This is a genomic window from Alteraurantiacibacter aestuarii (genome assembly GCF_039523595.1).
In the GTDB taxonomy this organism is placed as follows: Bacteria; Pseudomonadota; Alphaproteobacteria; order Sphingomonadales; family Sphingomonadaceae; genus Alteraurantiacibacter; species Alteraurantiacibacter aestuarii.
Map to the genome: position 1 here is coordinate 69,969 of NZ_BAAAFP010000001.1, position 25,812 is coordinate 95,780.

Genomic DNA, 25,812 nt, shown 5'->3' on the forward strand with positions numbered 1-25,812 from the left:
TTCGCTGCGCCGTCCAGTGAGTAGAACGCGCAACATGGCTCAACTGTTCATTTTTGGCCTCGGCTATAGCGCGGGCTACATCGCCGATACCATGCGCCAAAGCGGCTGGCATGTCGATGCGACCGGCAGTGCGGGCAATGTCGATTTCGCCGATCCGGCGGCGGTGGCAGCGGCTTTGGCAAGGGCCAGCCACGTGCTGTCCAGCGTGCCGCCATCGGCGGGCAGCGACCCGGTGCTGGATGCTTATGGCGACAAGTTACCGGGCAAATGGCTGGGTTATCTGTCCTCCACCGGAGTCTATGGCGATACCGATGGCGCATGGGTGGATGAAAGCGCGCCCACCGGCACCGGCAGGCGCAGCGCGCGGGCGCAGGCCGATGCGCGCTGGCTGGATCTTGGCGCGCGCGTGTTCCGCCTGCCCGGCATCTATGGTCCGAGCCGCAGCGCGTTTGAGCGCATCGCCAGCGGCAAGGCGCACCGGATCGCCATTCCCGGACAGGTGTTCAGCCGCGTGCACGTGGCCGATATCGCCAGCGGCGTTGTGGCGGCGATGACGGGCGACGCCCCGGCGGGCGCGTATAATCTGTCCGACGACCTGCCGTGCAGCCAGAATGCGGTGATCGAACATGCCTGCCGGTTGATGGGGGTGGAGCCGCCGCCGCTGCAATCGCTGGAGGAGGCAGATCTGTCCCCGATGGCGCGCGGATTCTATCTGGAGAACCGCCGGGTGGCGAATGGCCGGGCGAAGCGCGTGCTGGGCTGGAAGCTCCAATTCCCGACATATCGTGAGGGGCTGGCAGCTATTCAGGCGGAGGTCCAGGCGGCGATCAGTCGATCTGGCGCCCCCTGAGCGCCACCAGCATGCCGAGCAGCGCCAACACCGCACCGGCAATCGCCAGCCGCGACCACTGGTAATTCTCGAACACGGTGGACAGCGCCATCGCCACCACCGGCACCAGCACGCCATTATAGGCCGCGCGGCCCGGTCCCAGATCGCGGATCAGCTTGAAATAGAGCGGAAAGGTGACCACCGACCCGATCAGGCCCAGATAGGCAACGCCGGCCCAATAGCGCGGCTCCACCGGAATCACCGGCGGCCCGGATACCGACCACGCCAGCGTGATATCGAACAAGGTGCCCCACGCCATCGCCCAGGCGAGCAGCAGGACTATCGGCTGTTTGCGGGCGGTCTCGCTGGCCTGCATGACATTGGCGATGGAGGCGGCCAGAATGCCCAGCACGGTGAACACCAGCCCCAGCTCGATACTGGTGCCAGGGTCCATCGCCATGCTCTCATGCGCCAGCAGCAGAGTGATGCCGCCCAGCGCGATGACCGTGCCGATCAGGAAGCGCCCGGTAACAGTCACGCCCAGAAACACCCGCCCCAGCAGAGCATTGGGCACCATCAGCAGCGCAAACAGCACCGCCACTATGCCCGATGTCAGGTGCAGTTCGGCGCGGTAGACGAAGTTGAAATTGCCAAAGAACTGCGACAGGCCGATGCCCAGTGCAAACAGATGGCCGCTCGCCGTCATGCGAAAACCCGTGCCCTGCCGCGCAGCCAGCAGGGCCATCCCCGCCGTGGCGATGGCAAACCGGTAGGCGACAGACCAGCTGGGCGGTGCCGCCCCCAGCTGATCCTTGATCACCAGCCAGGTCGATCCCCAGATCAGCGCCACCAGCAGGAAGGGTATCGCCACTTCAGGGCGCAGCAGCGCGTGCCTGCGGCGGTGATGCAACTGCGGGGAAAGGCTCATAGCGCGGCGATTGCCGTGGCCAGCGCCTGCGCATCTTCGCCGCGCGTATCCCAGCTGGTGACCAGCCGCACGCTCGCATCGTCCCAGTCGTAAAAGGCAAAACCCTGCGCCCGCAGCGCCGCGCGCTCATCCGCATTCATGCGCATGAACAGCTCGTTCGACTGCGGGGCGTGCAGCAGGCGTTCGCCTGCGCCCGAAGCGATGTGCGCTGCCGCATCATTGGCCGCGCGCGCCAGTTGCAGCCACAATCCGCCTTCCAGCAGCGCCAGAATCTGCGCCGCCAGAAAGCGGCCCTTGGAATGGAGGTGGCCTGCCCGCTTGCGCCGCCAGCGGGCCAGATCGGCCTGTTCGCCATCGAAGAACACGATCGCCTCTGCGTCCATGCCGCCATTCTTGGTGAAGCCGAAGCTGAGCGCGTCGACCGGGCCAGCTGCCTGCGCGGGCGAGCAGCCGAGATAAGCCACCGCATTGGCAAAGCGCGCGCCGTCCATATGCAGGCCAAGGCCATGTTCGCGCGCCAGCTCGCCAATCGCCGTCAGTTCCTGCGGTGCATAGGTCAGCCCGTATTCGCTCACCTGCGTGATGGAGATGGCGTGCGCCTGCACCTGGTGAATGCCGCGGGTAATGCCCGCCAGCACTGCGCCGATGCTGTCAGGCGTCAGCCTGGCCCCGGTGCCGTCTGCCAGCAGCAGCTTGGCCCCGTGAAGGTAGAAACCAGGCGCGCCGCATTCATCGCTTTCGATATGCGATTCGCGGTGACAGATCACCCCGCCGTGCGGCTGCACCATCGTCGCCAGCGCCAGACAATTGGCAGCCGTGCCGGTGCTGGCCCACAGCACCGCGCATTCACGCCCGAACAGATCGGAGAACACCGCATCCAGCCGCTGGCTCAACGCATCGCCGTCATAGGGCGAATCGGGAGCGTCGGCGGCCTTCATGGCCTCCCACACCGCAGGGTGCACGCGTGCTGCATTGTCGGACAGGAATTGCATCGCAGTGCAATGGCCGCAGGGCGCGATCTTAGCAAGATGGCCTTATGGCGATGGCCCTGTCAGCTCGGTTCAATCAGCGCGGAAGTCTTGAGAAATCGACAGAGGCAATGGAATCGAGGACCGCAGCGCGCATCGCCTGCGCCTCTGCAATCGACAGGCCGTGGAAGGCAAAACTGCCCCCGGCCAACCCGAACTTGAGATCGGCATAGCCGCGCCTGCGGGAAATCGGCCCCTGCGCAATCTCCACCGAATGCAACTTCACCCGATTGGCGATCTGGAGCCTTGGCACCAGCCAGCCGCGCCGCGAAATGATCTGCCGCGCATCCAGCGCATGGCGTTCATGCAGCCACAGGAAATGCTGCTGCGCGATGATGAAACCGGCAAGGCCGAACAGCGCCAGTCCGGGCAGAACAGAGGGAATGAATACCAGCGCCGCACTGCCGGCCAATGCGGCAGGAATGGCCCCCATCAGCGCCTTGTCCAGCCGGTATTTGCGGCTTGGTCTGTGCCAGTCCGCATCGGCAGCGGGCAGGGTGAAATGGGCAGCCTCGGCAATCGGCGCGATCTCCTCCAGCTGGGCCAGCGGGGCAACCACGTGATTGGCCGATTTGGCATCCTGCGCCAGGCTGACGAAGGACAGGCTGTGCCAGCCCCAGACGCGCCGCAGCAGGCCGGTGCCCACGGTAATCGCCTGAACGCGGTGCGCAGGCATGACCACATCGGTCTTGGTCAGCAGTCCGCGCCGCCGCCGGAAGCCCTTGGGCGTCTGGTCGAGGCGGAAATCCCAGTCGCGCAGGAAGGTGCGCAGCACGCCTGTGCCCAGCCCCACCACGCCCAGCACCGCAATGGCGATGGCCATGCCAACGATCTGCGCCGCCCAGCCCAGTCGCATCAGCCATGCGCCGGGGCCGGAAACCAGATGCTGCCACTCGCCCACGTCCCACAGGTTGAACGGCAGCAGGAAATCGAGCTGCTGTGCCGCGCCGCCCAGCACGGCAATGGCGATCAGCGAAAATTCGAACAGGCCCAGCAACAGCAGCCGGCGCGGACCCATGGCGAATAGCTGCTTGCTGCGTTCGCTTTGCCCGGACGGTCCCGCTTCGCCCGCTGCGCCAGTTGCAATATCCTGCCCGCCATCGGCCACGCCAGCCGCCACACCATCAGCCACACCGTCGCGCAGGTCGCGCACCACATCGCGCAGGCGCTCGCCTTCATCCTTGCTGACATAGGCCAGCTGCAGTTCGTCCTTGCCGCCCGCACCCGTCTCGAATCGTACCTCCACCAGGCCGAGCAGGCGCGGAATGGGCTTTTGTTCCAGGCTCACATCCTGAATGCGCTCATAAGGAACCGCGCGGGCAGAGCGGCTGATCAGCCCCTTCTCCACGCGAATGTCATTGGCCCCGACGCAGTAGCGCACGCGCCGCCAAGTCAGCCATGCGACGGCAAGGTTTATGGCGATAATGCCGCCTGCAAACAGCGGGACAATCCATGCGGCATTGTCCATGCTGCGCGATCCGAACATCACCGCCACAATCGGCAGGATCGATTGTTGCAGCCCGCGCAGGCCGCTGGCCACTATCGCCAGCGGATGGGTGCGCTGCCAGCCTGGGCCGGCAGCCTCGCCGGCAGCCTCAATCTCTGCTGCAGTGTCGTTCACATCGTCTCGCGCTTGACGTGGGCGCGGATCGCCTCGCGCATGGCGGCGGCATCGTCATAAGCAAGGCCGGGCAGGGTGACGGAGGCATTATGCGTTCCCGCCGTATGCAGCACCAGCCGGGCAATGCCGAAGGCGCGTTCCAGCGGGCCCTGTTCCACATCGATATGCTGCACCCGGCTGAACGGCACCACCGTGTCCGACCGGAACAGCAGCCCGCGCACCACGCGCAGGCGATCATCGGCCATGTCATATCCGCGCGCGTTGAAGCGGCGCAGCGGCACCATCAGGATCAGGAACACGGCCACCAGCACCACCGGCACCAGAAAAGCGCCGGACATCAGCATGCCGCCGATCTCTCCCACAAGCGCGCCGATCACGAAAGGAATCGCAGTGAGCACCGCCTGAATCCGCATCACGGTGACATAGGCGGGATCGAGCTGGGTGAGTTTGTCCTCTGGCATGGTGCTCTATAAGCACAATACACCTGCTTCTGGCAAGGCGCCAAAGCGGGTGTCGGCGCGGCGGGCGGCAATGCGGGAGGAGTGGGGGAAATGGTGCTGCTAGAGAGAATTGAACTCTCGACCTCACCCTTACCAAGGGTGCGCTCTACCACTGAGCTACAGCAGCATGCCATTTCGCCTGCGAAAACTCCGTCTTCGGAGGCAGGCGCGCGCTATTGTCGCGGGGGCAGTGAAAGTCAAGGCGGGTTTGCATGCTGCCACTTGAGACGCACCCTTGAGACGCACTCTTGAGACGCACTCTTGAGACGCACTCTTGAGACATGGCCGCTTTGGCGGCAAGGGTGCGCCCATGACCGGCACCGAAAAAACGTCCCCGCGCAAAACTCCGACGCGCGAAGAGCGCCTTGCCGCCAAGCTGCGAGAGAATCTGCGCCGCCGCAAGGCGCAGGCGAAGGCGCTCGATAGTGCCGGGGATAGTGCCGGGACCCGCACCGGGGACTCTGGAGCAGACGACAAGACCCCGTGATGCCCGATGGCTTCGGGTTGGCCTGGGGCCGCCTGCCCCTTCCCAATTGCGAATCGAAAAGCTAACGGGTGGCGCTCCCCTATGAAGGAGCCCGATACGTGCCGACCCTGATCCTTGTGCGCCACGGCCAGAGCCAGTGGAACCTGGAAAACCGCTTCACCGGCTGGTGGGATGTGGACCTGACCGAGCAGGGCGTGGCCGAGGCCATTGCGGCGGGCGCGTTGCTGGCCGAAAAGGGCCTGCTGCCCACGCGCTCCTACACTTCCGTGCAGCTGCGCGCGATCAAGACGCTGCATCTGGCGCTGGAAGCCTGCGGGCGGCTGTGGATTCCCGAAACCAAGGACTGGCGCCTGAATGAACGGCACTATGGCGGGCTGACCGGCCTCAACAAGGCCGAAACGGCGGAGAAGCACGGCGATGAGCAGGTGCTGATCTGGCGCCGCAGCTTTGACGTTCCGCCGCCGCCGCTGGAAGCGGGCGGGCAATTCGATCTGTCGGGCGATTTCCGCTATGCCGGGATCGATATCCCCGCCACCGAAAGCCTGAAGCTGACGATCGAGCGCGTGCTGCCCTATTGGCAGGAGGAAATCCTGCCGGTGCTGGCCAGCGGCGAGACGGTGCTGGTTTCCGCGCATGGCAATTCTCTGCGCGCATTGGTGAAGCACCTGTCGGGAATTTCAGATGATGAAATCACCGGGCTGGAGATTCCCACCGGCCAGCCAATCGTCTACGACTTCGATGACGCCATGCAGCCGGGTGAACGGCATTACTTGAAGGATCGGTAACAGACCATGTCCCCGCCAGTTGCAATCGTAATGGGCAGCCAGTCTGACTGGCCGACCATGAAATGCGCCGCCAGGGTGCTGGACCAGCTTGGCGTGGAGCATGATGACCGGATCGTTTCCGCCCACCGCACGCCGGACAGGCTGCACGCCTTTGGCAAGGGCGCGGCGGATGATGGCTTCAAGGTGATTATCGCCGGCGCAGGCGGCGCGGCGCATCTGCCGGGCATGATTGCCGCGCTGACCCACCTGCCCGTGCTGGGCGTGCCGATCCAGTCGCGCGCGCTGTCGGGTCTCGATAGCCTGCTTTCGATCGTGCAGATGCCCGCGGGCATTCCCACCGGCACGCTGGCGATTGGCGAGGCAGGGGCAACCAATGCCGGCCTGCTCGCCGCCTCCATTCTGGCGCTTTCCGATGATGCGCTGGCCCGGCGGCTGCAGGACTGGCGCGCGGCGCAGACCGGCACCGTGGCCGAGACTCCTTCGGACAAATAGGGCACAGCACACATGAGCTTCACCGCCCTCCCCGCAGGTGCGACAATCGGGATTCTCGGCGGCGGACAGCTTGGCCGGATGATCTCCATGGCCGCCGCCCAGCTTGGCTACCGCGTGCACATCTATGCGCCGGAGAAGGACAGCGTGGCCGCCGAAGTCTCCGCCCGCTTCACCAGTGCCGCCTGGCATGACCGCGAAGCGATGCAGGACTTTGCGCAGGCCTGCGACGTGGTCACCTATGAATTCGAGAATGTGCCGGTGGCCCCGCTGTCGGCGCTGTCCGGCGGCCTGCTGGCACCCGGCACTCTGGCGCTGGAAGTGGCGCAGGATCGCTATCGCGAAAAGCGCTTTGTCGAGCAGTTGGGCGGCAAGCCTGCACCCTATGCCGCCATCGATCATGATAACGAGATGGCCGACGGCATCGCCAGGGTCGGCGCACCGGGCATCATGAAGACACGGCGCGATGGCTATGACGGCAAGGGCCAGTGGAAGATCGCCTCACCCGCCGATGGCGCCGGCGTGCGCGTGCCCGAAAGCGGGCTGGTCTATGAAGGTCTGGTCCATTTCGAGTGCGAATTCTCGGTCATCCTGGTGCGCAGCCGCACGGGCGAGGTGCGGTTCTGGGATTCCACCCGCAACGTGCATGACAATGGCATTCTGGCGCATTGCGAACTGCCCGCGCCCGATATCGTCGCCGCGCAGATCGATGACGCGCGCGAGCTGGCCCAGAAGGCCGCCGAGGCGCTGGATTACGTAGGCGTGATGACGATGGAATTCTTCGCCACGTCGGTCGGCCCGGTGTTCAATGAAATGGCCCCGCGCGTGCACAATTCCGGCCACTGGACAATCGAGGGCGCGGTCACCAGCCAGTTTGAAAACCACGTGCGCGCGATCTGCGGCCTGCCGCTGGGCGATACCGCCAGCGTTGCCGCCACCATCAGCATGGATAATCTGATCGGCGCACAGGCGCTGGACGTGGTCGGCCATTTGTCCGACCCCAGGGCGCATCTGCACCTGTATGGCAAGGCAGAGGCACGCGCGGGGCGCAAGATGGGCCATGTCACGCGTGTCGGCTGAAAGGGCAGGATGATGGACCAGGCGGCGGACCGCGAAGTCCTGTTCATCGTCGCACGCGCGACCAATGGCTGCATCGCCAGAGATGGCGACGTGCCGTGGGCGATCAGCGAGGACCTGAAGCGCTTCAAGAGGCTGACGATGGGCCGCAGTGGCACCGGCATGCCGATGGTGATGGGCCGCAAGACCTTTGACAGCCTGCCCGGCCTGCTGCCCGGCCGCGCGCATATCGTGCTCACCCGCGATCCTGACTGGAAGGCCGAGGGGGCGCTCACAGCCAACAGCATGGAACAGGCGCTGGAGCTTGCCGGACCGGGCGATTTCTCGGTCATCGGCGGGGGCGAGATATTCACGCTGATGGCAGACCTCGCCTCCCGCTGGGAAATCACCGAAGTGCATGAGGATACGCAGGGCGACGTGTTCATGGATGCGCTCTCGCCCGTTGAATGGGTGGAAACCGCGCGCGCGCGGCATCCCGCCAGCGACAATTGGCCGCCCTATGATTTCGTCACCTACCTGCGCCCCGAAAGCCAGCGCGGTCCATGCGGCTGACCCATCGCGATCCGATCCCCGAAGCCTTGCGCGGCGCGATCGTGGCGCTGGGCAATTTTGACGGCTTCCACCTGGGACACCAGAAGGTGGTGGCAGAAGCGGTGGACTGGGCGCGCGCCGAGGGGCGGCCCGCCATCGTCGCCACATTCGATCCGCATCCGGTGCGCCATTTCGCGCCGCATGTGCCGCCATTCCGCCTCACCAGCCTGAATCAGCGCGAGGAATTGTTCGCCGCCGCCGGGGCCGATGCCATGTTGGTGTTCCAGTTCGATGATGAACTGGCGGCAATGGATGCGCGCGATTTCGTGGCCACACTGCTGGCCGGGCACATTGGTGCGGCAGGGGTGGTGACGGGCGAGGATTTCACCTTCGGCAAGGCCCGCAGCGGCAACGTGGGCGTATTGCGCGATGTGGGCGCGACCTGCGGCATAGAGGCGCGGCAGGTTGGCCCGGTCAAATCGGGCGGGCAGGTCGTCTCCTCCAGCCGCATTCGCGATGCGCTGAAAGCCGGGGAATGCGATGTGGCGGCCAGATTGCTGACCCGCCCCTTCGCCCTGCGCGCAGTGGTGCAGCACGGGGACAAGCGCGGCCGCGAAATCGGATACCCCACCGCCAACATGGACCTTGGCAGCTACCTGCGCCCGCGCTTTGGCATTTATGCGGTGACCGGCCGCGTGCTCGCCACGGGTCAGCAACTGCACGGCGCGGCCAATGTCGGCGTGCGCCCGATGTTCGATCCGCCCAAGGAACTGCTGGAACCGCATTTCTTCGATTTCAGCGGCGATCTCTACGGGCAGGAAATCGAGGTGGCGCTGTGTCACTTCCTGAGGCCGGAGGCAAAGTTTGCCAATCTGGACGATCTGATGGCGCAAATGGCGCACGATTGTGATGAGGCGCGGGACCTGCTGGCATGACCGTTCGGGCACCGGTGATGCGGCGGTGAAGGAACCGGGCGTGCGCTCTCCTGTTGCCGCAAACCGCGTTTCCGCCTAAGCGCGCCCGCATATGAGCGACACCACACCCAAGCGGGATTACCGGGACACGGTCTTCCTGCCGAAAACCGATTTCCCGATGAAAGCCGGCCTTCCGCAGAAGGAACCGGGCATTCTCGAACGCTGGCAATCGGCGGACCTGTACCAGCAGGTGCGCAAGGCCCGCGCGGGGCGTGAGAAGTTCATCCTCCACGATGGCCCCCCCTATGCCAATGGCGACATGCATATCGGCCATGCGCTGAACCATGTGCTGAAGGACATGGTGGTGCGCACGCAGACCCTGCTGGGCAAGGATTCGCCCTACGTTCCGGGCTGGGATTGCCACGGCCTGCCGATCGAATGGAAGGTGGAGGAAAAATACCGCAAGAAGAAGCTCAACAAGGATGAGGTTCCGGCGGAAGAATTCCGCGCCGAATGCCGCGAATATGCGCAGCATTGGGTGGATGTGCAGCGCGAACAGCTCAAGCGCCTGGGCACGCTGGCAGACTGGGACAATCCCTATCTGACCATGCAGTTCGAAAGCGAAGCGGGCATCGTCACCGAATTGCTCAAATTCGCCCAGAGCGGCCAGATCTATCGCGGCGCCAAGCCGGTCATGTGGAGCCCGGTTGAAAAGACCGCGCTGGCCGAGGCTGAGGTCGAGTATGAGGACATCGTCTCGACCCAGATCGACGTGGCGTTCGAGATTGTCGAAAGCCCGATCAAGGAACTGGTCGGCGCGCATGCGGTGATCTGGACGACGACGCCGTGGACGATCCCGGTGAACCAGGCCTTGGCTTATGGGCCGGAGGTTGAGTACGGCCTGTTTGGATACAGGCCTCATGTCCAAGCTTCGAGTGAGAGCGACGATCTACAGCAAGGTCTGGATGCAATTCAGAATCTGCTTGGCGATCTCACCTTTGTCGCAGCGACAGCTTTAGCCGAGAGCCACTTGGAACGGGTGGCTTATCAGTTATCCACGAGACAACAGACATTAGGTAATTCTGTCCGAATTTCCCTTGAACCAGTTTTGCTTCGGCCGTTCAAAGGCGCAGACCTAGCCGGAACCATCTGCCGCCACCCGATGCACCATCTCGGCGGGTTCTATGCCGAGCCGCGTCCGATGCTGCCCGGCGACTTTGTCACCACCGACAGCGGCACCGGCCTTGTCCATATGGCGCCCGATCACGGCGAAGACGATTTCGATCTGTGCAAGGCCCACGGCATAAATCCGGTGTTCGCGGTGCAAGGTGACGGCAAGTACCGCGAGGACTGGTTGTGGCTGGGCGGTCAGGGTTCGGTCATCAACCCCAAGTTCAACGCCCCCGATGGTCCGATTTGCACAGACCTCAAGGAAGCGGGAGCTTTGCTCTCGGCCTCCGCAGATTATCCACATAGTTATCCACATAGCTGGCGGTCCAAGGCCAAGGTCATCTTCCGCTGCACGCCGCAATGGTTCGTGCCGATGGACAAACCTGTTGCGCCCTTCGACTTTGAAGTGGCGCCGCTGGGCGCCATCGGCGGGGCGGTGGCGCTGGCCACTCATGCGGGCAAGACCGCCACGCTGCGCGAAACCGCGATGAAGGCGATTGCGGCCACCCGTTTCGTGCCGGAAAAGGGCCGCAACCGCATCAGCTCGATGGTCGAAGGCCGCCCGGACTGGGTGCTGTCCCGCCAGCGCGCCTGGGGCGTGCCGATCACTCTGTTCGTGAACCGCAAGACCGGCGAATATCTGTGCGATCCGCAGGTCAACGCCCGCATCATCGAAGCCGTGCGCGCCAAGGGCGTGGATGCGTGGAGTGACGAGGCGGCGCAGGCGCTGCTCGGCAACGAATACGATGTCGACGACTACGAGCGCATCACCGACATTCTCGACGTGTGGTTCGATTCTGGCTGCACCCACGCCTTCGTGCTGGAAAGTGCGCGCTGGCCGGACCTGCAATCCCCCGCGGACCTGTATCTGGAAGGCAGCGACCAGCACCGCGGCTGGTTCCAGTCCAGCCTGCTGGAAAGCTGCGCCACGCGCGGCCGCGCGCCCTACAAGGCGGTGCTCACCCACGGCTTCACCATGGATGCCAAGGGCGAGAAGATGTCCAAGTCCAAGGGCAACACCATCAGCCCGCTGGACACGATGCGCGATTATGGCGCGGATATCATCCGCCTGTGGGCGCTGAGCGTCGATTTCACCGAAGATCACCGCATCGGGCCGGAAATCCTCAAGGGCGTGGCCGACCAGTACCGCAAATTGCGCAACACCTTCCGCTATCTGCTGGGCGCCCTGGCCGATTACGATGCGCAGGCCGAAGCGCTGCCGGTGGACCAGATGCCGGAGCTGGAGCGCTACATGCTCAGCCTGCTGGGCGATCTGGATGCCACCATGCGCAAGGCGGTCGATGATTTCGACTTCAACACCTATGTCCGCACGCTGGTGGATTTCTGCAATGAGGACCTTTCGGCCTTCTATTTCGATATCCGCAAGGACAGCCTCTATTGCGATGGCGCAGGCGATCTGCGCCGCCGCGCCGCGCGCACCGTGTTCGACACGCTGTTCCACGCGCTGGTCCGCTATGCCGCGCCGGTGCTGGTGTTCACCAGCGAAGAGGTGTGGGGCACGCGCTTCCCCGATGCCGACAGCGTGCATCTGCTCGAATGGCCGGAAGTTCCCGCCGCATCGGCAGACCACCGGCGGTGGGACGATCTGCGCGCCTTGCGTGAACGCGTAACCGAAGCGATCGAGCCTTTCCGCCGCGAAAAGACCATCCGTTCCGGGCTTGAGGCCGAAGTCAGCGTGCCTGCCAGCGCCGTGCCTGCAGGCTTTACCGAAAGCGATTTGGCCGAACTGTTCATCACCGGCGCGGTGACGCGCGGCGATGGTGACGTGGTGGCGGTGAGCAAGAGCGGCGATGCCAAATGCGGCCGCTGCTGGCGCCTGCTGCCCGAAGTCACCGAGGATGGCGATCTGTGCCAGCGGTGCGAGGACGTGGTGACCGAACTGGATGCGTCGGCATGACCGACCTTAAGCGCATGCGCATGATCGGGGTGGGCATGGCGCTTGTTCTGTTTGCCGCCGACCAGTGGCTCAAGCATTTCGTGGTCGAAGTGCTGGGTCTGCGGCAGGTGGGCGATCATTACGGCCTGCTGCCGTTCTTCGATTTCACCCGCACCAATAATTATGGTGTGTCGCTCGGCATGTTGCCGGCGAACAGCATGGAAATGCGCTGGGGGCTGGTGGTGATGACCAGCATCATCGCACTGGTGGTGCTGGTGTGGATGCTGCGCGAGCGCAAGATGTGGGATATCAGCGCGCTGGCGCTGATCCTGGGCGGGGCGCTGGGCAATATCGTCGATCGCTATCGCTTCGGCTACGTCGTCGATTTTGCCGATTTCCACATTGGCAGCTTTCGCCCCTTCCTGATTTTCAACCTGGCAGATGCGGCAATCACCATCGGAGTGGTGATTCTCCTTGCCCGCGCCTTGTTCATGCGCGAGAAACCGGCCACAGAGCAGGAAGAAATTTGAGCGGACATTCACCCGCGGAGACAGATTACATGCGCAATTTCACCCGTATCACTCTCGCAATCGGCACTGCGGCCATGCTTTCGGCCTGCAGCAGCGGCCTGATCGCCAGCCGTGAACGGCCAGACGAATTCGCCGTGCAGCGCCAGGCGCCGCTGGTGATCCCGCCAGATTTCGAACTGGTTCCCCCCGCCCCCGGCGCTCCGCGTCCGGTGGAAGGAACTGCAGCGCAGCAGGCTCTCGAAGCGCTGTTCCCCGCTGCCCAGCGCAGCGCGGTGGAAACATCCGCTCTCGATCGTGCCGGAGAAGCCGAAATCGCGATTCGCTCCACCGTGGGCGATCCGGGCACCTATACGGTCGACAAGGGCGCCACCACCCGCGCCATCATCGCCGCACCCGAAGGTGACGGCCAGGCCGCACGGGCAGTAATACCTTCCTGATTTAAGCGTAGGGTTTTGTTTTTCGCACGCCCATCCGGGCGCGCGTCCTCGGCGCTGATCCCTCCGCTTCGCTGCGGGGCACCTGCGGGCGGCCTTTGGCCTTGCGGTCCGCTGGTCGCGGACCGAGCCAGCGCACTCCAGTGAAGATCTGGGAATGGTTCGGGCTGCGTCCAGCAACCCGCAAGCGCGAACGCGCGCCCGCAGCGCCGAAGGCGCGAGGAAAGCCTAAGGGGCCGTATGGCCCCGCCGGCGCCTGAGGCTCAAAAAAGCCGCGCGCGCGGATGCGCGTGCGCAGAACAAACTTACTCGCGCGGAAACCAATCACCCCCGCGAATCTTCCAACCTCAGATTCTACTCACNGATGGCCCCGCCGGCGTCTGAGGCTCAAAAAAGCCGCGCGCGCGGATGCGCGTGCGCAGAACAAACTTACTCGCGCGGAAACCAATCACCCCCGCGAATCTTCCAACCTCAGATTCTACTCACCAGCAATTTATCGATCTTGCGGCCATCCATGTCGATGACTTCGAAGCGCCAGCCCTGTTCCACGAAGCTTTCGCCTTCGAGCGGAAGCTTCTTGAGGAAATACAGCACGAAGCCTGCGGCGGTGGCGAATTCGCGTTGTTCGGGCAGGTCTATGGCGAGCTTTTCCGCCAGCGCATCGGCGGGCATGTTGCCGGACACCAGCAACGTGCCATCGTCGCGCTCCACCACCATCGGCTCATCGCCTTCGTCCTGGTGGCTGGCAAAACTGCCGGCAATCGCCGTCAGCAGGTCTGCCGGGGTCACGATGCCGTCCAGATGGCCGTATTCATCGTGCACCATGGCCATGCCCACGCCCGATTGCTGGAGCACGCGCAGCGCGTCCATCGCATCCAGCTGATCGGGCACGACTTCGGCCTTGCGCACCAGCGCGTGGATGTTCACCTCGCCGCCCGCCACCATCAGGGCCAGCACTTCGCGCACCTTGATCACGCCCAGCACCTTGTCCGGCGAACCTTCCGCCACGGGCAGCAGCGAATGCGGGGTTTCGGCAATGACCTTCATCATCTCCGGCACATCGGCCTCCGCATCGATCCAGTCGAGCTGGGTGCGCGGGGTCATCAGTTCACGCACGGGCTTTTCATTCAGCCGCATGATGCCCGAAAGGATCGCGCGCTCCTGCTCCTCGATCACGCCGGTGCTGGTGGCATCGCTGAAGATCATGTGGATCTCCTCCGCCGTCAGCCCGTGTTCGCCCCCTTTACGCACACCCATGATGCGCAGCATCAGGCTGGAGGAGGTATCGAGCAGCCACACAAACGGCGCCGCGATGCGCGCCAGCAGCGCCATCGGCCGGGCCATGACCAGCGCGATGGGCATGGCCGCGCGCAGGGCCACCTGCTTGGGCACCAGCTCTCCCACGACAAGGCTGAAATAGGTGGTCATCACGATCACCAGCACAAAGCCGAAATCGTCCGCCAGCTCCGGATCGAGGCCGAGGTAAACCAGCCGCTCCCCCATAGGGCCGCCCAGCGTGGTGCCAGAATAGGCACCGGCGACAATGCCGATCAGCGTGATGCCGATCTGTACGGTGGAAAGGAACTTGCCCGGGTCTGCGGCCAGCGAAAGCGCCACTTTCGCGGCGGCGCTGCCATCATCGGCAGCCATGCGCAGCCGTGCGGTGCGGGCAGAGACAATCGCCAGCTCTGACATGGCGAAAACGCCGTTGAGCAATATCAGCCCGGCCAGAATGGCGACATCGAACCAGGGGAAAGGTGACATGAGAAAGCTTGCGCTAGCAGATTGTGCGGCTGAGTCTAAGACTATGTTCACGCAGGTTTCAGGAACACTCAGGCTACTTGCTCGTTTTTGAGGGCATCAGTCTATTCAGTTTCGGGCCGTAACAAGAATTTTGAGAGGAAAATCTCCATGCAAAGATCTCGCTTAGTCGTCTCCAGCCTCGCCGCGCTTTCGATGGTAACCGTCACCGCCTGTGTGACCGATCCCAACACCGGTGAGCAGAAGATTTCCCGTACCGCGATCGGCGGCATTGGCGGCGCCGGTCTGGGCTACCTGCTGGGTGGCCTGATCGGCGGCAAGACCGCCCGCATCGTGGGCGCAGGCATCGGCGGCGCAGCTGGCGGCTATGTCGGCTATCGCATGGACGAGCAGATTCGCGAGCTGGAAGAGGCAACCGCCGGCTCGGGCGTGGACGTAACGCAGACACCGGGCGGCGATGGCATCCTGGTCAACCTGCCCGACGTGACCTTTGCCGTCGATTCCACCGCCATCAGCCCGAACATGCGCAACACGCTGGACGGCGTGGCGCAGAGCCTGGTCAATTATCCCAATTCGCTGATCGACGTGATGGGTCACACCGATTCGACCGGCAGCGAGCAGTATAATCTCGACCTGTCGCGCCGCCGTGCCGATTCGGTCACCAATTACCTCGTCTCACGCGGGGTATCGCGTGCGCGCATCGAATCGATTGGTTATGGCGAGCAGTACCCGGTGGCAGACAACACCACCGAATCGGGCCGTGCGCAGAACCGCCGCGTGGAAATCCGCATCACGCCGGTAACGCAGGCTGACGTTAACGCAGCCTACTAGGTTTCAGGCATTGTCTTGGGAAAAGGGCGTCCTTCGGGGCGCCCTTTTTCTTTTCACACCACCGAATATTCCGCTGCGCGGTCTGCCAGTCTTGCGACGGCGGCATCGTGGATGCCGGGTGCGCACACCAGCAGGCCGAAGGCGCGCGGATCGCGCTTGTTGAAGTTGAGCGGATGGCCGAAGGCGTCCGTCACCTTGGCCCCGGCCTCGCGCGCGATCAGCGTGGCGGCGGCGATGTCCCATTCAAAGCCCCAGCGCAGGGTGGCCACCAGATCGGCGCGGTCATCCGCGACCATGGCGATGCGCAGGGCGATGGAATTGGGCCGGTCGACCATGGTCAGGTCCTTGTCTTCCTCGGCCAGCGAATGCGTCGGCACGCGCGATCCGGGAAAGGTCGCGCGCTTGCTGGCCACCAGGTCCTGCCCGTTGAGCCGCGCTCCCTTGCCCGCCGTGGCGGTCCACACCTCTCCGCGCGCAGGGGCGACCAGCAATCCCATCAAGGGCCTGCCCGAACTCACCAGCCCGACAGAGATCGCCCAGCCATCGCGCCCGTGGATGAAATCGCGCGTCCCGTCGATCGGATCGACGCACCAGATCAGCCCCTTGCTGAGCCGCGAGGGATCATCGCCCGTCTCTTCCGAAAGCCACCCGGCAGAGGGCAGCAAGCGCCCCAGTTCCTGCTTGAGGAAGCCGTCCACTTCGATGTCGGCGGCGCAAACCGGGCTGTCACCGCCCTTGTCCCACGTCTCTACCTCATGCCCGTGGCCCGGCCATTGCCGCAAAGCGATGTTGCCTGCTTCAACGCAGATATCTCTGAGGCGTAGGCGGTCTATCATGCAGCCGCACAGTTGGTATGTGCCAGAACACATTGCAAGCGCGGCGCGATGATGCTTTAGCGATTATTGCATTGCACCATCCCACAGGCAAAGGTTCACAGCACAAATGAACATCCACGAATACCAGGCCAAGGAACTGCTCGCGAAGTTCGGAATCGGCATCCCCACCGGCTATGCCGCGATGAGCGTGGAAGAAGCCGTGGCCGGGGCAAACAAGCTTCCCGGGCCGCTCTATGTGGTCAAATCGCAGATCCATGCAGGTGGACGCGGCAAGGGCAAATTCGTGGAGCTGGGCCCGGATGCCAAGGGCGGCGTGCGGCTGGCCAAGAGCATCGCCGACGTGGAAGCCGACGCGAAGGACATGCTGGGCAACACGCTGGTCACCATCCAGACGGGTGCCGCGGGCAAGCAGGTCAATCGCCTGTATGTGACCGATGGCGTTGATATTGCGAAGGAATTCTACCTCTCCATGCTGGTCGACCGGGCCAGCAGCAAGATCGCCATGATCGTATCCACCGAAGGCGGCATGGATATTGAGACGGTGGCGCATGATACGCCCGAACTGATCACCACCATCACCATTGATCCCGCCACCGGCTTCATGCCGCACCACGGCCGCGCCGTGGCCTTTGCGCTGAAGCTTTCGGGCGATCTGGCCAAGCAGGCGCAGAAGCTGTCCAGCCAGCTTTATACCGCCTTCACCACGCTGGATTGCGACATGCTGGAGATCAATCCGCTGGTGGAAACCAAGGACGGAAACCTCCTCGTCCTCGACACCAAGATGAGCTTCGACTCGAACGCGCTCTATCGCCACCCCGATGTGGAAGCGATGCGCGATGAGACCGAGGAAGATCCGATGGAGGTCGAAGCCAGCAAATACGATCTCGCCTATATCAAGCTGGATGGCGATATCGGCTGCATGGTCAATGGCGCAGGCCTGGCCATGGCGACGATGGATATCATCAAGCTGAACGGTTCATTCCCCGCCAACTTCCTCGATGTGGGCGGCGGCGCGACCAAGGAAAAGGTCACCGCAGCTTTCAAGATCATCCTGTCCGATCCGGCGGTAAAAGGCATTCTGGTCAATATCTTCGGCGGCATCATGCGCTGTGACACGATTGCGGAAGGCATCGTCGCCGCCGCGCGTGAAGTGGACCTGGACGTGCCGCTGGTTGTCCGCCTGGAAGGCACCAATGTGCAGAAAGGCAAGGATATCCTCGCCAATTCCGGCCTGCCCATCGTCTCTGCCAACGACCTGGGCGATGCCGCCCGCAAGATCGTGGCCGAGGTCAAGCAGGCGGCCTGACAGTTTCGGCCAGCAACACCCGGCGCTGACAGGCTGCCGGGTCTTTCCTACACAAGAGCCGCGCGCCTAACTGGCCGCGGCTCTTTGTATGTGGGGCGTATGGACAAATGACTTGCGCGGCCCCTGCGGCGCGGTGTCACCTGCTTCCAGGCACGGAAATGCGGTGTAAGTTGTTGGTTTAATGAAGTTTCATGGTGAAGGCGTGTAAGGTGACGGGGTGTCACCTTTGTCACCTTGCACTCTTGACCTGCGGCGCAAGGAAGGCGAAGGCGGCGCAATAATATTACAGCGCTTTTGCGATGCCCACAGGAGGGGCGACCGATGAAGATTCTGGTGCCTGTGAAACGGGTGATCGATTACAATCTCAAGCCGCGCGTGAAGGCCGACGGCAGCGGCGTGGACCTGACCAATATCAAGATGAGCATGAATCCGTTTGACGAGATTGCCGTGGAAGAGGCGATCCGGCTGAGGGAAAAGGGCGCCGCGAGCGAGATCGTCGCTGTCTCCATCGGTCCGGCCAAGGCGCAGGAAACCTTGCGCACAGCGCTGGCCATGGGCGCCGACCGGGCGATCCTGGTGGAAACCGACGATCAGGTGGAGCCGCTGGCCGTGGCCAGGATCCTGAAAGCCATCGCCGATGAAGAAGCGCCGGGAATGGTGCTGATGGGCAAGCAGGCGATTGACGATGATTGCAACCAGACCGGCCAGATGCTGGCCGCGCTGATGGGCCGCCCGCAGGGGACTTTCGCATCGCTGGTAGCGATCGAGGGCGATCACGTGTCGGTCACCCGCGAAGTCGATGGCGGGCTGGAGACGGTGAAGCTGGCGCTGCCTGCGGTGGTCACCACCGATCTGCGCCTGAATGAGCCGCGCTATGCCTCCCTGCCCAATATCATGAAGGCCAAGAAGAAGCCGCTCGATGTGAAATCGCCCGCCGATTACGGCGTCGATACCACTCCGCGCCTGACCACGCTGAAGGTTGAGGAGCCGCCGGTGCGTCAGGCCGGCGAAGTGGTCGGCTCGGTCGACGAACTTGTGACGAAACTCAAGGCTATGGGAGCCGTGGCATGAGCGCGCTGGTCCTTGCAGAACACGATGGCGGCGTATTGAGCGCCGCAACTCTGGCCACAGTAACCGCCGCCGCCGCACTGGGCGGGCCGGTGCATGTGCTGGTGGCTGGCGGCGATGATGCCGCTGGCGTCGCCGATGCCGCCGCCGCCATTGCCGGGGTGGAGAAGGTGCTTGTGGCGCAGGATGCCGCCTATGGCGCGCAGCTGGCGGAGAATGTCGCGCCGCTGATCGCGGGCCTGATGGATGGCTATGACGCCTTCCTCGCGCCTGCCACCACCACGGGCAAGAACATCGCTCCGCGCGTGGCCGCCCTGCTCGACGTGATGCAGGTGTCGGAGATCATTTCGGTTGAGGGACCAAAGACCTTCACCCGCCCGATCTATGCCGGCAATGCCGTTGCCACGGTACAGAGCAGCGATGCCAGGCTGGTTATCACCGTGCGCACGACGACCTTTGACAAGGCTGCTGCCACGGGCGGCTCCGCCACTGTCGAGGCGGTTTCGGGACCGGGCGATGCAGGCCTGTCCAGCTTTGTGGGTCTGGAAGCATCCAGGTCCGAACGCCCCGAACTGACCAGCGCCGGGATCATCGTATCGGGTGGCCGCGCGCTGAAGGATGCCGAGACATTCAGCCAGATCATCACTCCGCTGGCAGACAAGCTTGGTGCCGCCATCGGTGCCAGCCGCGCGGCAGTGGATGCGGGCTATATCTCCAATGATTATCAAGTCGGCCAGACCGGCAAGATCGTCGCGCCGGACCTGTATATCGCCGTGGGCATATCGGGCGCGATCCAGCATCTGGCGGGCATGAAGGATTCCAAGGTGATCGTGGCGATCAACAAGGACCCCGATGCACCGATCTTCCAGATTGCCGATCTGGGACTGGTCGCAGACCTGTTCCAGGCAGTGCCGGAACTGACCGGGAAGCTGTAGCGGCGGCGCTTGCCGTTACACTTATGGACAAATGCCAGCTTGACCTTGGCGGCGCTATCAATAGCTTCGTGGTCGGGAGGGATGTCTATGAAAACCGGTAATCTGGCTGCCTTGATGGCGGCAACTTCAATGGCCACGGCGCCACTGACTGCGTCCGCGCAGGAAGCGCCTTTGGTCTATACGCAATCAGGGCCGTGGTCGCTCGATTTTGGCGATGATTATTGTCAGCTCGCATCGATCTATTCGAATGGCGATAATGAGATCGCGCTGGCGCTGGAACGCAACCGGGCCGACAATTCGGTTCGGATGATCCTGGTCAGCGATTCAATCCGCACCTTCCGCGCCGCCGACCAGATCGGCTACAGCTATCTGCCGTCGGGCGGTGAGCGGACGGCGAGGTACATCAAGTCCGAAACACCGGACGGGCGCGACTATTTCAACTTTGGCAATATCATCATCGGTCCCGATCCTTTCGCCGGATTCGGCGCGGGTGGTCCGGGTGGGCCCGGTGGCCCCGGTCCCGGCCCCGGTGGTCCGCCGCCGGGAGCAGGTGCTGGCGCGCAAGGGGCAGATGCGCCGTTCGTCCAGCCACCCTATGATCGCGCCGCCGAGCTGGAATTTGCCGCCGGCATCAACGGTATCGCGTTCGATGAAGGCCTGCTGCGCGGGTTCAGCCTGCAGACCGGATCGCTGCGCGCGCCGTTGGAAGCGTTGCAGACCTGCATGGACGATCTGCTGGTCACCTGGGGCCTGGATTACGAAAAGCACCGCACCATGACGCGCCGCGCTGCACCTGTGGGTCAGGCCTTTGAATGGATTCCGCGCGGCACCGTGGGCTTTCAGGAATTCGGTGCATTTGGCGGTGCCCGCAATCCCTTCCGCGTGATGATCGATGCGCAGGGCAAGCCGACCAGCTGCACGGTGCACTGGCCTTCGCTGGCAGAGCGCAAGAATGAGGCGATTTGCAAGGGCATCATGGAGAACGGCTCCTTCACTCCCGCGCTGGACGCCGATGGCCAGCCAATGGCGAGTTACTGGATGGTGGATTACGTCTTCGGACTTAACCGGCCGTTCGGCCAGTAACGCCAGCCTGAGGACCCGCGCCCTCGCGCCTGCTGGCTAGAACAGCTGTGTGAGGGCGTGGATCGTCACCCCGACAAGCCCGCCCACCAGCGTGCCATTGATGCGGATGAATTGCAGGTCACGGCCCACCGCGCTCTCGATCCGCCCGGTGATGGTGCGCGCATCCCAGCGCTTGACCGTTTCGGAAACCAGCTGGACGATCTGTTCGCCATAACGCTGGGCCACGCCCACCAGCGTGCGCCGGGCAAGGCGATTGACCTGCAGTTGCAGCGCCGGGTCCTCACGCAGCGTCTTGCCCAGTTCCTGCATGCTTGATCCCAGCTGGCCCGCCATCGCACTTTGCGGATTGCGGGCCATTTCGATCAGCGCATGGCGCAGGCGTTCCCACACACCCATCCACCATTCGCCCAGCGCCGGATTGGCCAGCATGTCGGCCTTGATCCGCTCCACCTTGGCGCGCATCTCGTCATCGTGTTGCAGGTCCTGCGCGAATTTCGCCAGCCCTTCCTCCACCTTGCCGCGCAGCGGGTGCTGCGGATCGACCAGTATCTCCGCCAGCAGGCGATAGAGGCCATCGAGCACGGAATTGGAGAGCCTTTCGTCCAGCCCGGTCCAGCGCAGCAGGGCATTGGCGCGCGCCTGGATCATGTCGCGCACCATCTCCTCATTGTCTTCCAGCGTCAGCCCCGCCCAGCGGATCATCGCATCGATCAGCGGGCGATGGCGATTGTCCGCCATCGATGTTTCGAGCATCTTGCCGAGCAGGGGTGAGACGTCGATCTTCTCCGCCTGTTTCGCCAGACCCGCCCTGACCTGCTTGCCGAGCCGCTCCGGATCGAGCGATTCGAGCAGGTCGACGAACAGTTCGGCGGCTCCTGCACGGATGCGGCCGATCTCTCCCTCACGCCTCTCGATCAGGAAGTCACCGGCAGCCCGGGCCAGGTTCATGTCCCGCATGCGGCGCGCGACCACCAGCGGTGTGAGGAAATTGTCGCGCAGGAAGCCCGCCATCGTATCGGCGATGCGATCCTTGTTTTCCGGAATGATCGCCGTGTGCGGGATGGGAATGCCCAGCGGATGGCGGAACAGGGCGGTTACCGCGAACCAGTCCGCCAATCCGCCGACCATAGCCGCCTCCGCAAAGGCGAGGACATAGCCCCAGGCCGGATGGGCCGCTTCATTGAAATGGGCGAGGGTGAACACGCCGGCCATGGCGACCAGCAAGCCGGTGGCGGTATAGCGCATGCGGCGCGCGCGGTCCGGGGCAAGGCCGGGCCTTGGCATGAAAATGGAGGGAGGTTTGCGGCTCACAAAACGCCCCCTCACTCTGCGGGAGCGGCCTCCGTCGAACCGGAGCGGTCATCGCCCGGCTTGAAGGTGAGGAAGGTGTTGCGCAGCCACGGGCCGAGGCGCTTTTCCAGTCCATCCGCCAGGCTGAAGCCGGCCGGCACGATCAGCAGCGTCAGCGCGGTGGACAGCAGCAGGCCGCCGATCACCACCGTGCCCATGGGCGCGCGCCAGGCCGAGTCGCCAGTGAGCGACAGGGCGGTGGGCACCATGCCCGCAGTCATGGCCACCGTGGTCATGATGATAGGCTGGGCACGCTTGTGGCCCGCCTCCATAATCGCTTCACGCTTGGATTTGCCCAGCGCCATCTCTTCCAGAGCGAAGTCGATCAGCAGGATCGAGTTCTTGGCAACAATGCCCAGCAACATCAGCATGCCGATGAAGACCGGCAGGGAGATCGGCTGGCCAACGGCGGCCAGCAGGATCATCCCGCCAAGCGGTGCCAGCAGCAGTGAGCCCATGTTCACCAGCGGCGAGACAAGGCGGCGATAGAGCAGCACCAGCACGGAGAACACCAGCAGGAAGCCGGTCAGCACGGCAGTGATGAAAGCGCCGATCAGATCCTGTTGCCATTCATCGGCGCCCACCGGCTGTTCGGTCACGCCCGTGGGCAGGTTCTGCATGATCGGCAGCGCCTGAATGGAGTTGTAGACCGTGCCGCGGGCAAAATCGGCAGCCACATCGACGCCTACGAAGACGCGGCGATTCTGGTTGTAGCGCTCGATCGAGGCGGGGCCCATGCCGAAGGAGATATCGGCCACACGGCTGAGCGGGACGGAGCCGCCCGTTCCGGTTGGCACAGGCAGGTTGCGAATGGTCGACACGTCGCGTCGCGCATCCTCCGCCAGACGGACACGGATCGGGATCTGGCGATCGGAGAGCGAGAACTTGGCGGCATTCTGGTCAATATCGCCAAGTGTGGCGATGCGGATCGCCTGGCTGAGCGCCTGCGTTGTCACGCCCATGCTGGCGGCCAGATCCTCACGCGGGGTGATGATCAGTTCCGGCCGCTGCAGATCATAATCGATACGCGGCGCAACCGCACCTTCCACCGTGGCCATCTGTTCGACCAGGATATTGGCGGTTTCGTTCAGTTGCTCAGGATCGGAACCTGACAGGAGGATGGAAATCTCGCGGCCCGTTCCGCCGCCGCCGCCATTCTGCTGGTTCTGGAAATTCACCCGCGCATCGGCAATATTCTGCAGGACGGGCGTCATCTCGCGTTCGAAATCAATGCTGGAGCGCACGCGGTCCGGAGACAGCACCAGTCGCACCATGCCCGACCCTTCATTGACGATGCCCAGCGCCAGATCGACTTCCTGCTCCTGCTCCATCCGGTCGGCAATTTCCTGGATGACCTTGTCGGTCTGCTCCAGCGTGGTGCCCGGCACCATCGAGACCTGGATCATCGCAAAATCGCTGTCACTGTCAGGGAAGAACTGCTGCGGCAGGTTGGCGCCGATCAGCACGGTAATGCCCAGCGACACGAAGCCCAGCAGCATCATCCAGATGCGGTGATCGAGCAGGCGCGCGGCAAGATAGCGCGAGCGCGCGATGAACTGGAATCTCTCATAACCAACGAACAGGCCGGCAATCAGGCCGATCAGGAAATTGATGATCCCGCCGATGACATAGGCACCGGCAAGGCCAAGCATCATCATCGGGAAGGATGGCCACTGCCGCCCCTGCTCCGATGCGTCCACTGCGCCAGCCGCGCTCGCCGCGCTCGCCGCTTCATCACCGCCGCCGCCCATGAATTGCATGATGCCATAAATCACCAGGCCGCCCACCACGATTGCAGCAAGGTGGAACCACAGGCGGGTCGACGTCTTGCCGATCCGTTCGCGCATGGCGCGATATGCAGTGGTGTCGATCGACCAGCGCAGCACCTTCATATAGGCATCCATCAGCGGGCCTTCGCCGTGCGAGGCCTGCCCCTTAGCCTTGAGGAAATAGGCTGCGATCATGGGTGTGATCATACGCGCAACCGCCAGCGACATCAGCACGGATGCCACCACGGTCAGGCCGAAATTCTTGAAGAACTGGCCCGAAATACCCGGCATCATGCCAACCGGCAGGAACACGGCGACAATACAGAAAGTGGTCGCCACAACCGCCAGGCCAATCTCGTCAGCCGCATCGATAGACGCCTGATAAGCGCTTTTGCCCATGCGCATGTGGCGCACGATATTCTCAATCTCGACAATGGCGTCATCGACAAGGACACCCGCCACCAATCCGAGTGCGAGCAATGACAGCGTGTTCAGCGAAAAGCCGAGCAGGTCCATGAAATAGAAGGTCGGGATGGCCGACAGCGGAATCGCCAGCGCAGCGATGATGGTCGCCCGCCAGTCGCGCAGGAACAGGAAGACGACGACAACCGCGAGCAACGCGCCCTCGACCATCAGCGCCATCGAGCTTTCGTACTGCTCGCGGGTGTAATCCACCTCGGTAAACAGGCGGGTGAACTTGATGCCCGGATTCTCCGCCTCAACCCGCTCAAGAACCTCGACTGCCTCGTCATAGACGCGGACATCGGATTCACCGCGAGCACGGCTGATGGAGAAGGTGACAACCTGCTTGCCGTCAATCTTGGCGAGCGAATTGATCTCCCCGAAGGAATCGCTGACGCTGCCGATATCGGAAAGTTTCACCGTGCGCCCGCCACCCAGCGAGATCTGTGTCTGTGACAATTCATAGGCAGAATCGGCATTGCCCAGCACGCGCACAGACTGGCGAGACCCGGCGATTTCGGACTGGCCGCCCGCAGCATTCAGATTGAGCTGGCGAAGCGCATTGTTGACCTGGCTAGCCGTAACGCCAAGCGCCTGCATCTTGCCCGGATCGAGGATAACCAGGATTTCCCGATCGACCCCGCCGCCGCGGCCCACTTCGGCAAGGCCCGGAACTGTCAGCAGTTCCTTGGTGATCGTGTCATCGATGAACCAGCTCAACTGCTCCAGCGTCATGTCGTCAGCCGTGACGCCAAAATAGACGATCGGCTGCGATGACGTCTGTTGCTTGGCAACGCGCGGCTCCAGAATGCCGTCAGGCAATTCGCCGCGAATATTGTCTATCTCGCTCTTAACCTCATTCACCGCTTCGGCGATATCGGTGCCAAGGGCGAATTCGATATCCGTGAAGGAACTGCCTTCCGAGGCGGTCGAACGGATGGTTTCAATCCCGTCGAGCGTCTGCACCGCAGCCTCTACGCGCTGGGTGATCTGGTTCTCAATCTCGGGCGGCGCGGCGCCGGGCAGCGAAATTCTGACCTGAACAGCCGGGAATTCAATGTCCGGACGATCCTGGATATCCATATCCTGGAACGAGGCGATGCCGGCCATCATCAGGCCGATGAAGGCCAGGATGGGGACGATCGGATTGCGGATCGACCAGGCGGAGATGTTCCGGAAATTCATGCCGTT

At 63.5% G+C, this 25,812-nt stretch carries 23 protein-coding genes and 1 tRNA gene; 15 read left to right on the plus strand and 9 right to left on the minus strand.

The genetic code is table 11. The annotated features are described in order from the left end of the window. Positions 1-34: 34 nt before the first annotated feature. Positions 35-850 carry a Rossmann-fold NAD(P)-binding domain-containing protein gene (locus ABDZ98_RS00305; protein ID WP_160590928.1) on the plus strand — a complete coding sequence of 272 codons (816 nt, stop codon included), beginning with the start codon at positions 35-37 and terminating at the stop codon, positions 848-850. On the opposite strand, the gene ABDZ98_RS00310 is transcribed toward ABDZ98_RS00305, so the two are convergent. The 5 genes from ABDZ98_RS00310 to ABDZ98_RS00330 all read right to left on the minus strand — a co-directional run bounded on the left by ABDZ98_RS00310 (position 828) and on the right by ABDZ98_RS00330 (position 5,033). Then, positions 828-1,757, minus strand: a complete 930-nt coding sequence (locus tag ABDZ98_RS00310; protein ID WP_160590926.1) for a DMT family transporter — start codon at positions 1,755-1,757, stop codon at positions 828-830. The genes ABDZ98_RS00305 and ABDZ98_RS00310 overlap by 23 nt on opposite strands. Continuing rightward, positions 1,754-2,749, minus strand: coding sequence for a threonine aldolase family protein (locus ABDZ98_RS00315; protein WP_160590924.1), 996 nt, complete (start codon positions 2,747-2,749; stop codon positions 1,754-1,756). The genes ABDZ98_RS00310 and ABDZ98_RS00315 overlap by 4 nt, the downstream gene beginning before the upstream one ends. A gap of 73 nt (positions 2,750-2,822) precedes the next feature. Further along, entirely contained in the window at positions 2,823-4,406 is a 1,584-nt protein-coding gene (locus ABDZ98_RS00320; RefSeq protein WP_160590922.1) for a PH domain-containing protein, read from the minus strand. Then, on the minus strand, positions 4,403-4,867 hold the full coding sequence (locus ABDZ98_RS00325; RefSeq protein WP_237437445.1) for a PH domain-containing protein: 465 nt from the start codon (positions 4,865-4,867) through the stop codon (positions 4,403-4,405). The genes ABDZ98_RS00320 and ABDZ98_RS00325 overlap by 4 nt, the downstream gene beginning before the upstream one ends. Before the next feature lie 91 nt (positions 4,868-4,958). Beyond that, a tRNA-Thr gene (locus ABDZ98_RS00330) sits at positions 4,959-5,033 on the minus strand. A 183-nt stretch (positions 5,034-5,216) separates the two neighbouring features. Between ABDZ98_RS00330 and ABDZ98_RS00335 the strand changes: the two genes are divergently transcribed. The 9 genes from ABDZ98_RS00335 (at position 5,217) to ABDZ98_RS00375 (ending at position 13,223) form a co-directional block, all read left to right on the plus strand. Further along, positions 5,217-5,393 (plus strand): hypothetical protein, encoded by a 177-nt coding sequence (locus tag ABDZ98_RS00335; protein ID WP_202385980.1) that lies wholly within the window; start codon positions 5,217-5,219, stop codon positions 5,391-5,393. A 98-nt stretch (positions 5,394-5,491) separates the two neighbouring features. Next, complete coding sequence (gene gpmA / locus ABDZ98_RS00340; protein ID WP_160590920.1) at positions 5,492-6,178, plus strand: 2,3-diphosphoglycerate-dependent phosphoglycerate mutase; 687 nt, start codon at positions 5,492-5,494, stop codon at positions 6,176-6,178. Positions 6,179-6,184: 6 nt separating this feature from the next. Next, entirely contained in the window at positions 6,185-6,670 is a 486-nt protein-coding gene (gene purE, locus ABDZ98_RS00345; protein WP_237437444.1) for a 5-(carboxyamino)imidazole ribonucleotide mutase, read from the plus strand. A 12-nt stretch (positions 6,671-6,682) separates the two neighbouring features. Further along, on the plus strand, positions 6,683-7,747 hold the full coding sequence (locus ABDZ98_RS00350) for a 5-(carboxyamino)imidazole ribonucleotide synthase (RefSeq protein WP_160590918.1): 1,065 nt from the start codon (positions 6,683-6,685) through the stop codon (positions 7,745-7,747). A 9-nt stretch (positions 7,748-7,756) separates the two neighbouring features. Beyond that, on the plus strand, positions 7,757-8,296 hold the full coding sequence (locus ABDZ98_RS00355) for a dihydrofolate reductase (protein WP_237437443.1): 540 nt from the start codon (positions 7,757-7,759) through the stop codon (positions 8,294-8,296). Next, complete coding sequence (locus ABDZ98_RS00360) at positions 8,287-9,210, plus strand: bifunctional riboflavin kinase/FAD synthetase (protein WP_160590914.1); 924 nt, start codon at positions 8,287-8,289, stop codon at positions 9,208-9,210. Before ABDZ98_RS00355 ends, ABDZ98_RS00360 begins: the two co-directional genes overlap by 10 nt. Positions 9,211-9,301: 91 nt before the next feature. Then, positions 9,302-12,277, plus strand: a complete 2,976-nt coding sequence (gene ileS, locus ABDZ98_RS00365; protein ID WP_160590912.1) for an isoleucine--tRNA ligase — start codon at positions 9,302-9,304, stop codon at positions 12,275-12,277. Next, on the plus strand, positions 12,274-12,786 hold the full coding sequence (lspA, locus tag ABDZ98_RS00370) for a signal peptidase II (RefSeq protein ID WP_160590910.1): 513 nt from the start codon (positions 12,274-12,276) through the stop codon (positions 12,784-12,786). Before ileS ends, lspA begins: the two co-directional genes overlap by 4 nt. Before the next feature lie 29 nt (positions 12,787-12,815). Beyond that, complete coding sequence (locus ABDZ98_RS00375) at positions 12,816-13,223, plus strand: DUF3035 domain-containing protein (protein ID WP_160591135.1); 408 nt, start codon at positions 12,816-12,818, stop codon at positions 13,221-13,223. A 468-nt stretch (positions 13,224-13,691) separates the two neighbouring features. Here the strand turns inward: ABDZ98_RS00375 and ABDZ98_RS00380 are convergent, their stop codons facing one another. After that, the gene (locus ABDZ98_RS00380; RefSeq protein WP_160590908.1) at positions 13,692-14,984 is read right to left on the minus strand and encodes a hemolysin family protein; all 1,293 of its coding nucleotides are present in this window, start codon (positions 14,982-14,984) and stop codon (positions 13,692-13,694) included. A 147-nt stretch (positions 14,985-15,131) separates the two neighbouring features. Here ABDZ98_RS00380 and ABDZ98_RS00385 point away from each other — a divergent pair, with 147 nt between their 5' ends. Then, entirely contained in the window at positions 15,132-15,812 is a 681-nt protein-coding gene (locus ABDZ98_RS00385; RefSeq protein ID WP_160590907.1) for a YiaD family glycine zipper/OmpA-like lipoprotein, read from the plus strand. Positions 15,813-15,865: 53 nt separating this feature from the next. On the opposite strand, the gene ABDZ98_RS00390 is transcribed toward ABDZ98_RS00385, so the two are convergent. Then, positions 15,866-16,648 carry a 3'(2'),5'-bisphosphate nucleotidase CysQ gene (locus tag ABDZ98_RS00390; RefSeq protein ID WP_160590905.1) on the minus strand — a complete coding sequence of 261 codons (783 nt, stop codon included), beginning with the start codon at positions 16,646-16,648 and terminating at the stop codon, positions 15,866-15,868. 106 nt (positions 16,649-16,754) lie between these two features. On the opposite strand from ABDZ98_RS00390, the gene sucC reads away from it, so the two are divergent. The 4 genes from sucC (at position 16,755) to ABDZ98_RS00410 (ending at position 21,040) form a co-directional block, all read left to right on the plus strand. After that, the gene (gene sucC / locus ABDZ98_RS00395; RefSeq protein WP_160590903.1) at positions 16,755-17,954 is read left to right on the plus strand and encodes an ADP-forming succinate--CoA ligase subunit beta; all 1,200 of its coding nucleotides are present in this window, start codon (positions 16,755-16,757) and stop codon (positions 17,952-17,954) included. 321 nt (positions 17,955-18,275) lie between these two features. Continuing rightward, positions 18,276-19,025: an electron transfer flavoprotein subunit beta/FixA family protein gene (locus tag ABDZ98_RS00400; RefSeq protein ID WP_160590901.1), complete on the plus strand. Its 750-nt coding sequence runs from the start codon at positions 18,276-18,278 to the stop codon at positions 19,023-19,025. Then, positions 19,022-19,957 (plus strand): electron transfer flavoprotein subunit alpha/FixB family protein, encoded by a 936-nt coding sequence (locus tag ABDZ98_RS00405; protein ID WP_160590899.1) that lies wholly within the window; start codon positions 19,022-19,024, stop codon positions 19,955-19,957. The genes ABDZ98_RS00400 and ABDZ98_RS00405 overlap by 4 nt, the downstream gene beginning before the upstream one ends. A gap of 129 nt (positions 19,958-20,086) precedes the next feature. Next, positions 20,087-21,040: a hypothetical protein gene (locus ABDZ98_RS00410; RefSeq protein WP_202385979.1), complete on the plus strand. Its 954-nt coding sequence runs from the start codon at positions 20,087-20,089 to the stop codon at positions 21,038-21,040. Between the two features lie 36 nt (positions 21,041-21,076). On the opposite strand, the gene ABDZ98_RS00415 is transcribed toward ABDZ98_RS00410, so the two are convergent. Further along, entirely contained in the window at positions 21,077-22,285 is a 1,209-nt protein-coding gene (locus tag ABDZ98_RS00415) for a DUF445 domain-containing protein (protein WP_160591133.1), read from the minus strand. Positions 22,286-22,362: 77 nt separating this feature from the next. Then, complete coding sequence (locus tag ABDZ98_RS00420; protein ID WP_160590897.1) at positions 22,363-25,806, minus strand: efflux RND transporter permease subunit; 3,444 nt, start codon at positions 25,804-25,806, stop codon at positions 22,363-22,365. Positions 25,807-25,812 lie beyond the last annotated feature (6 nt).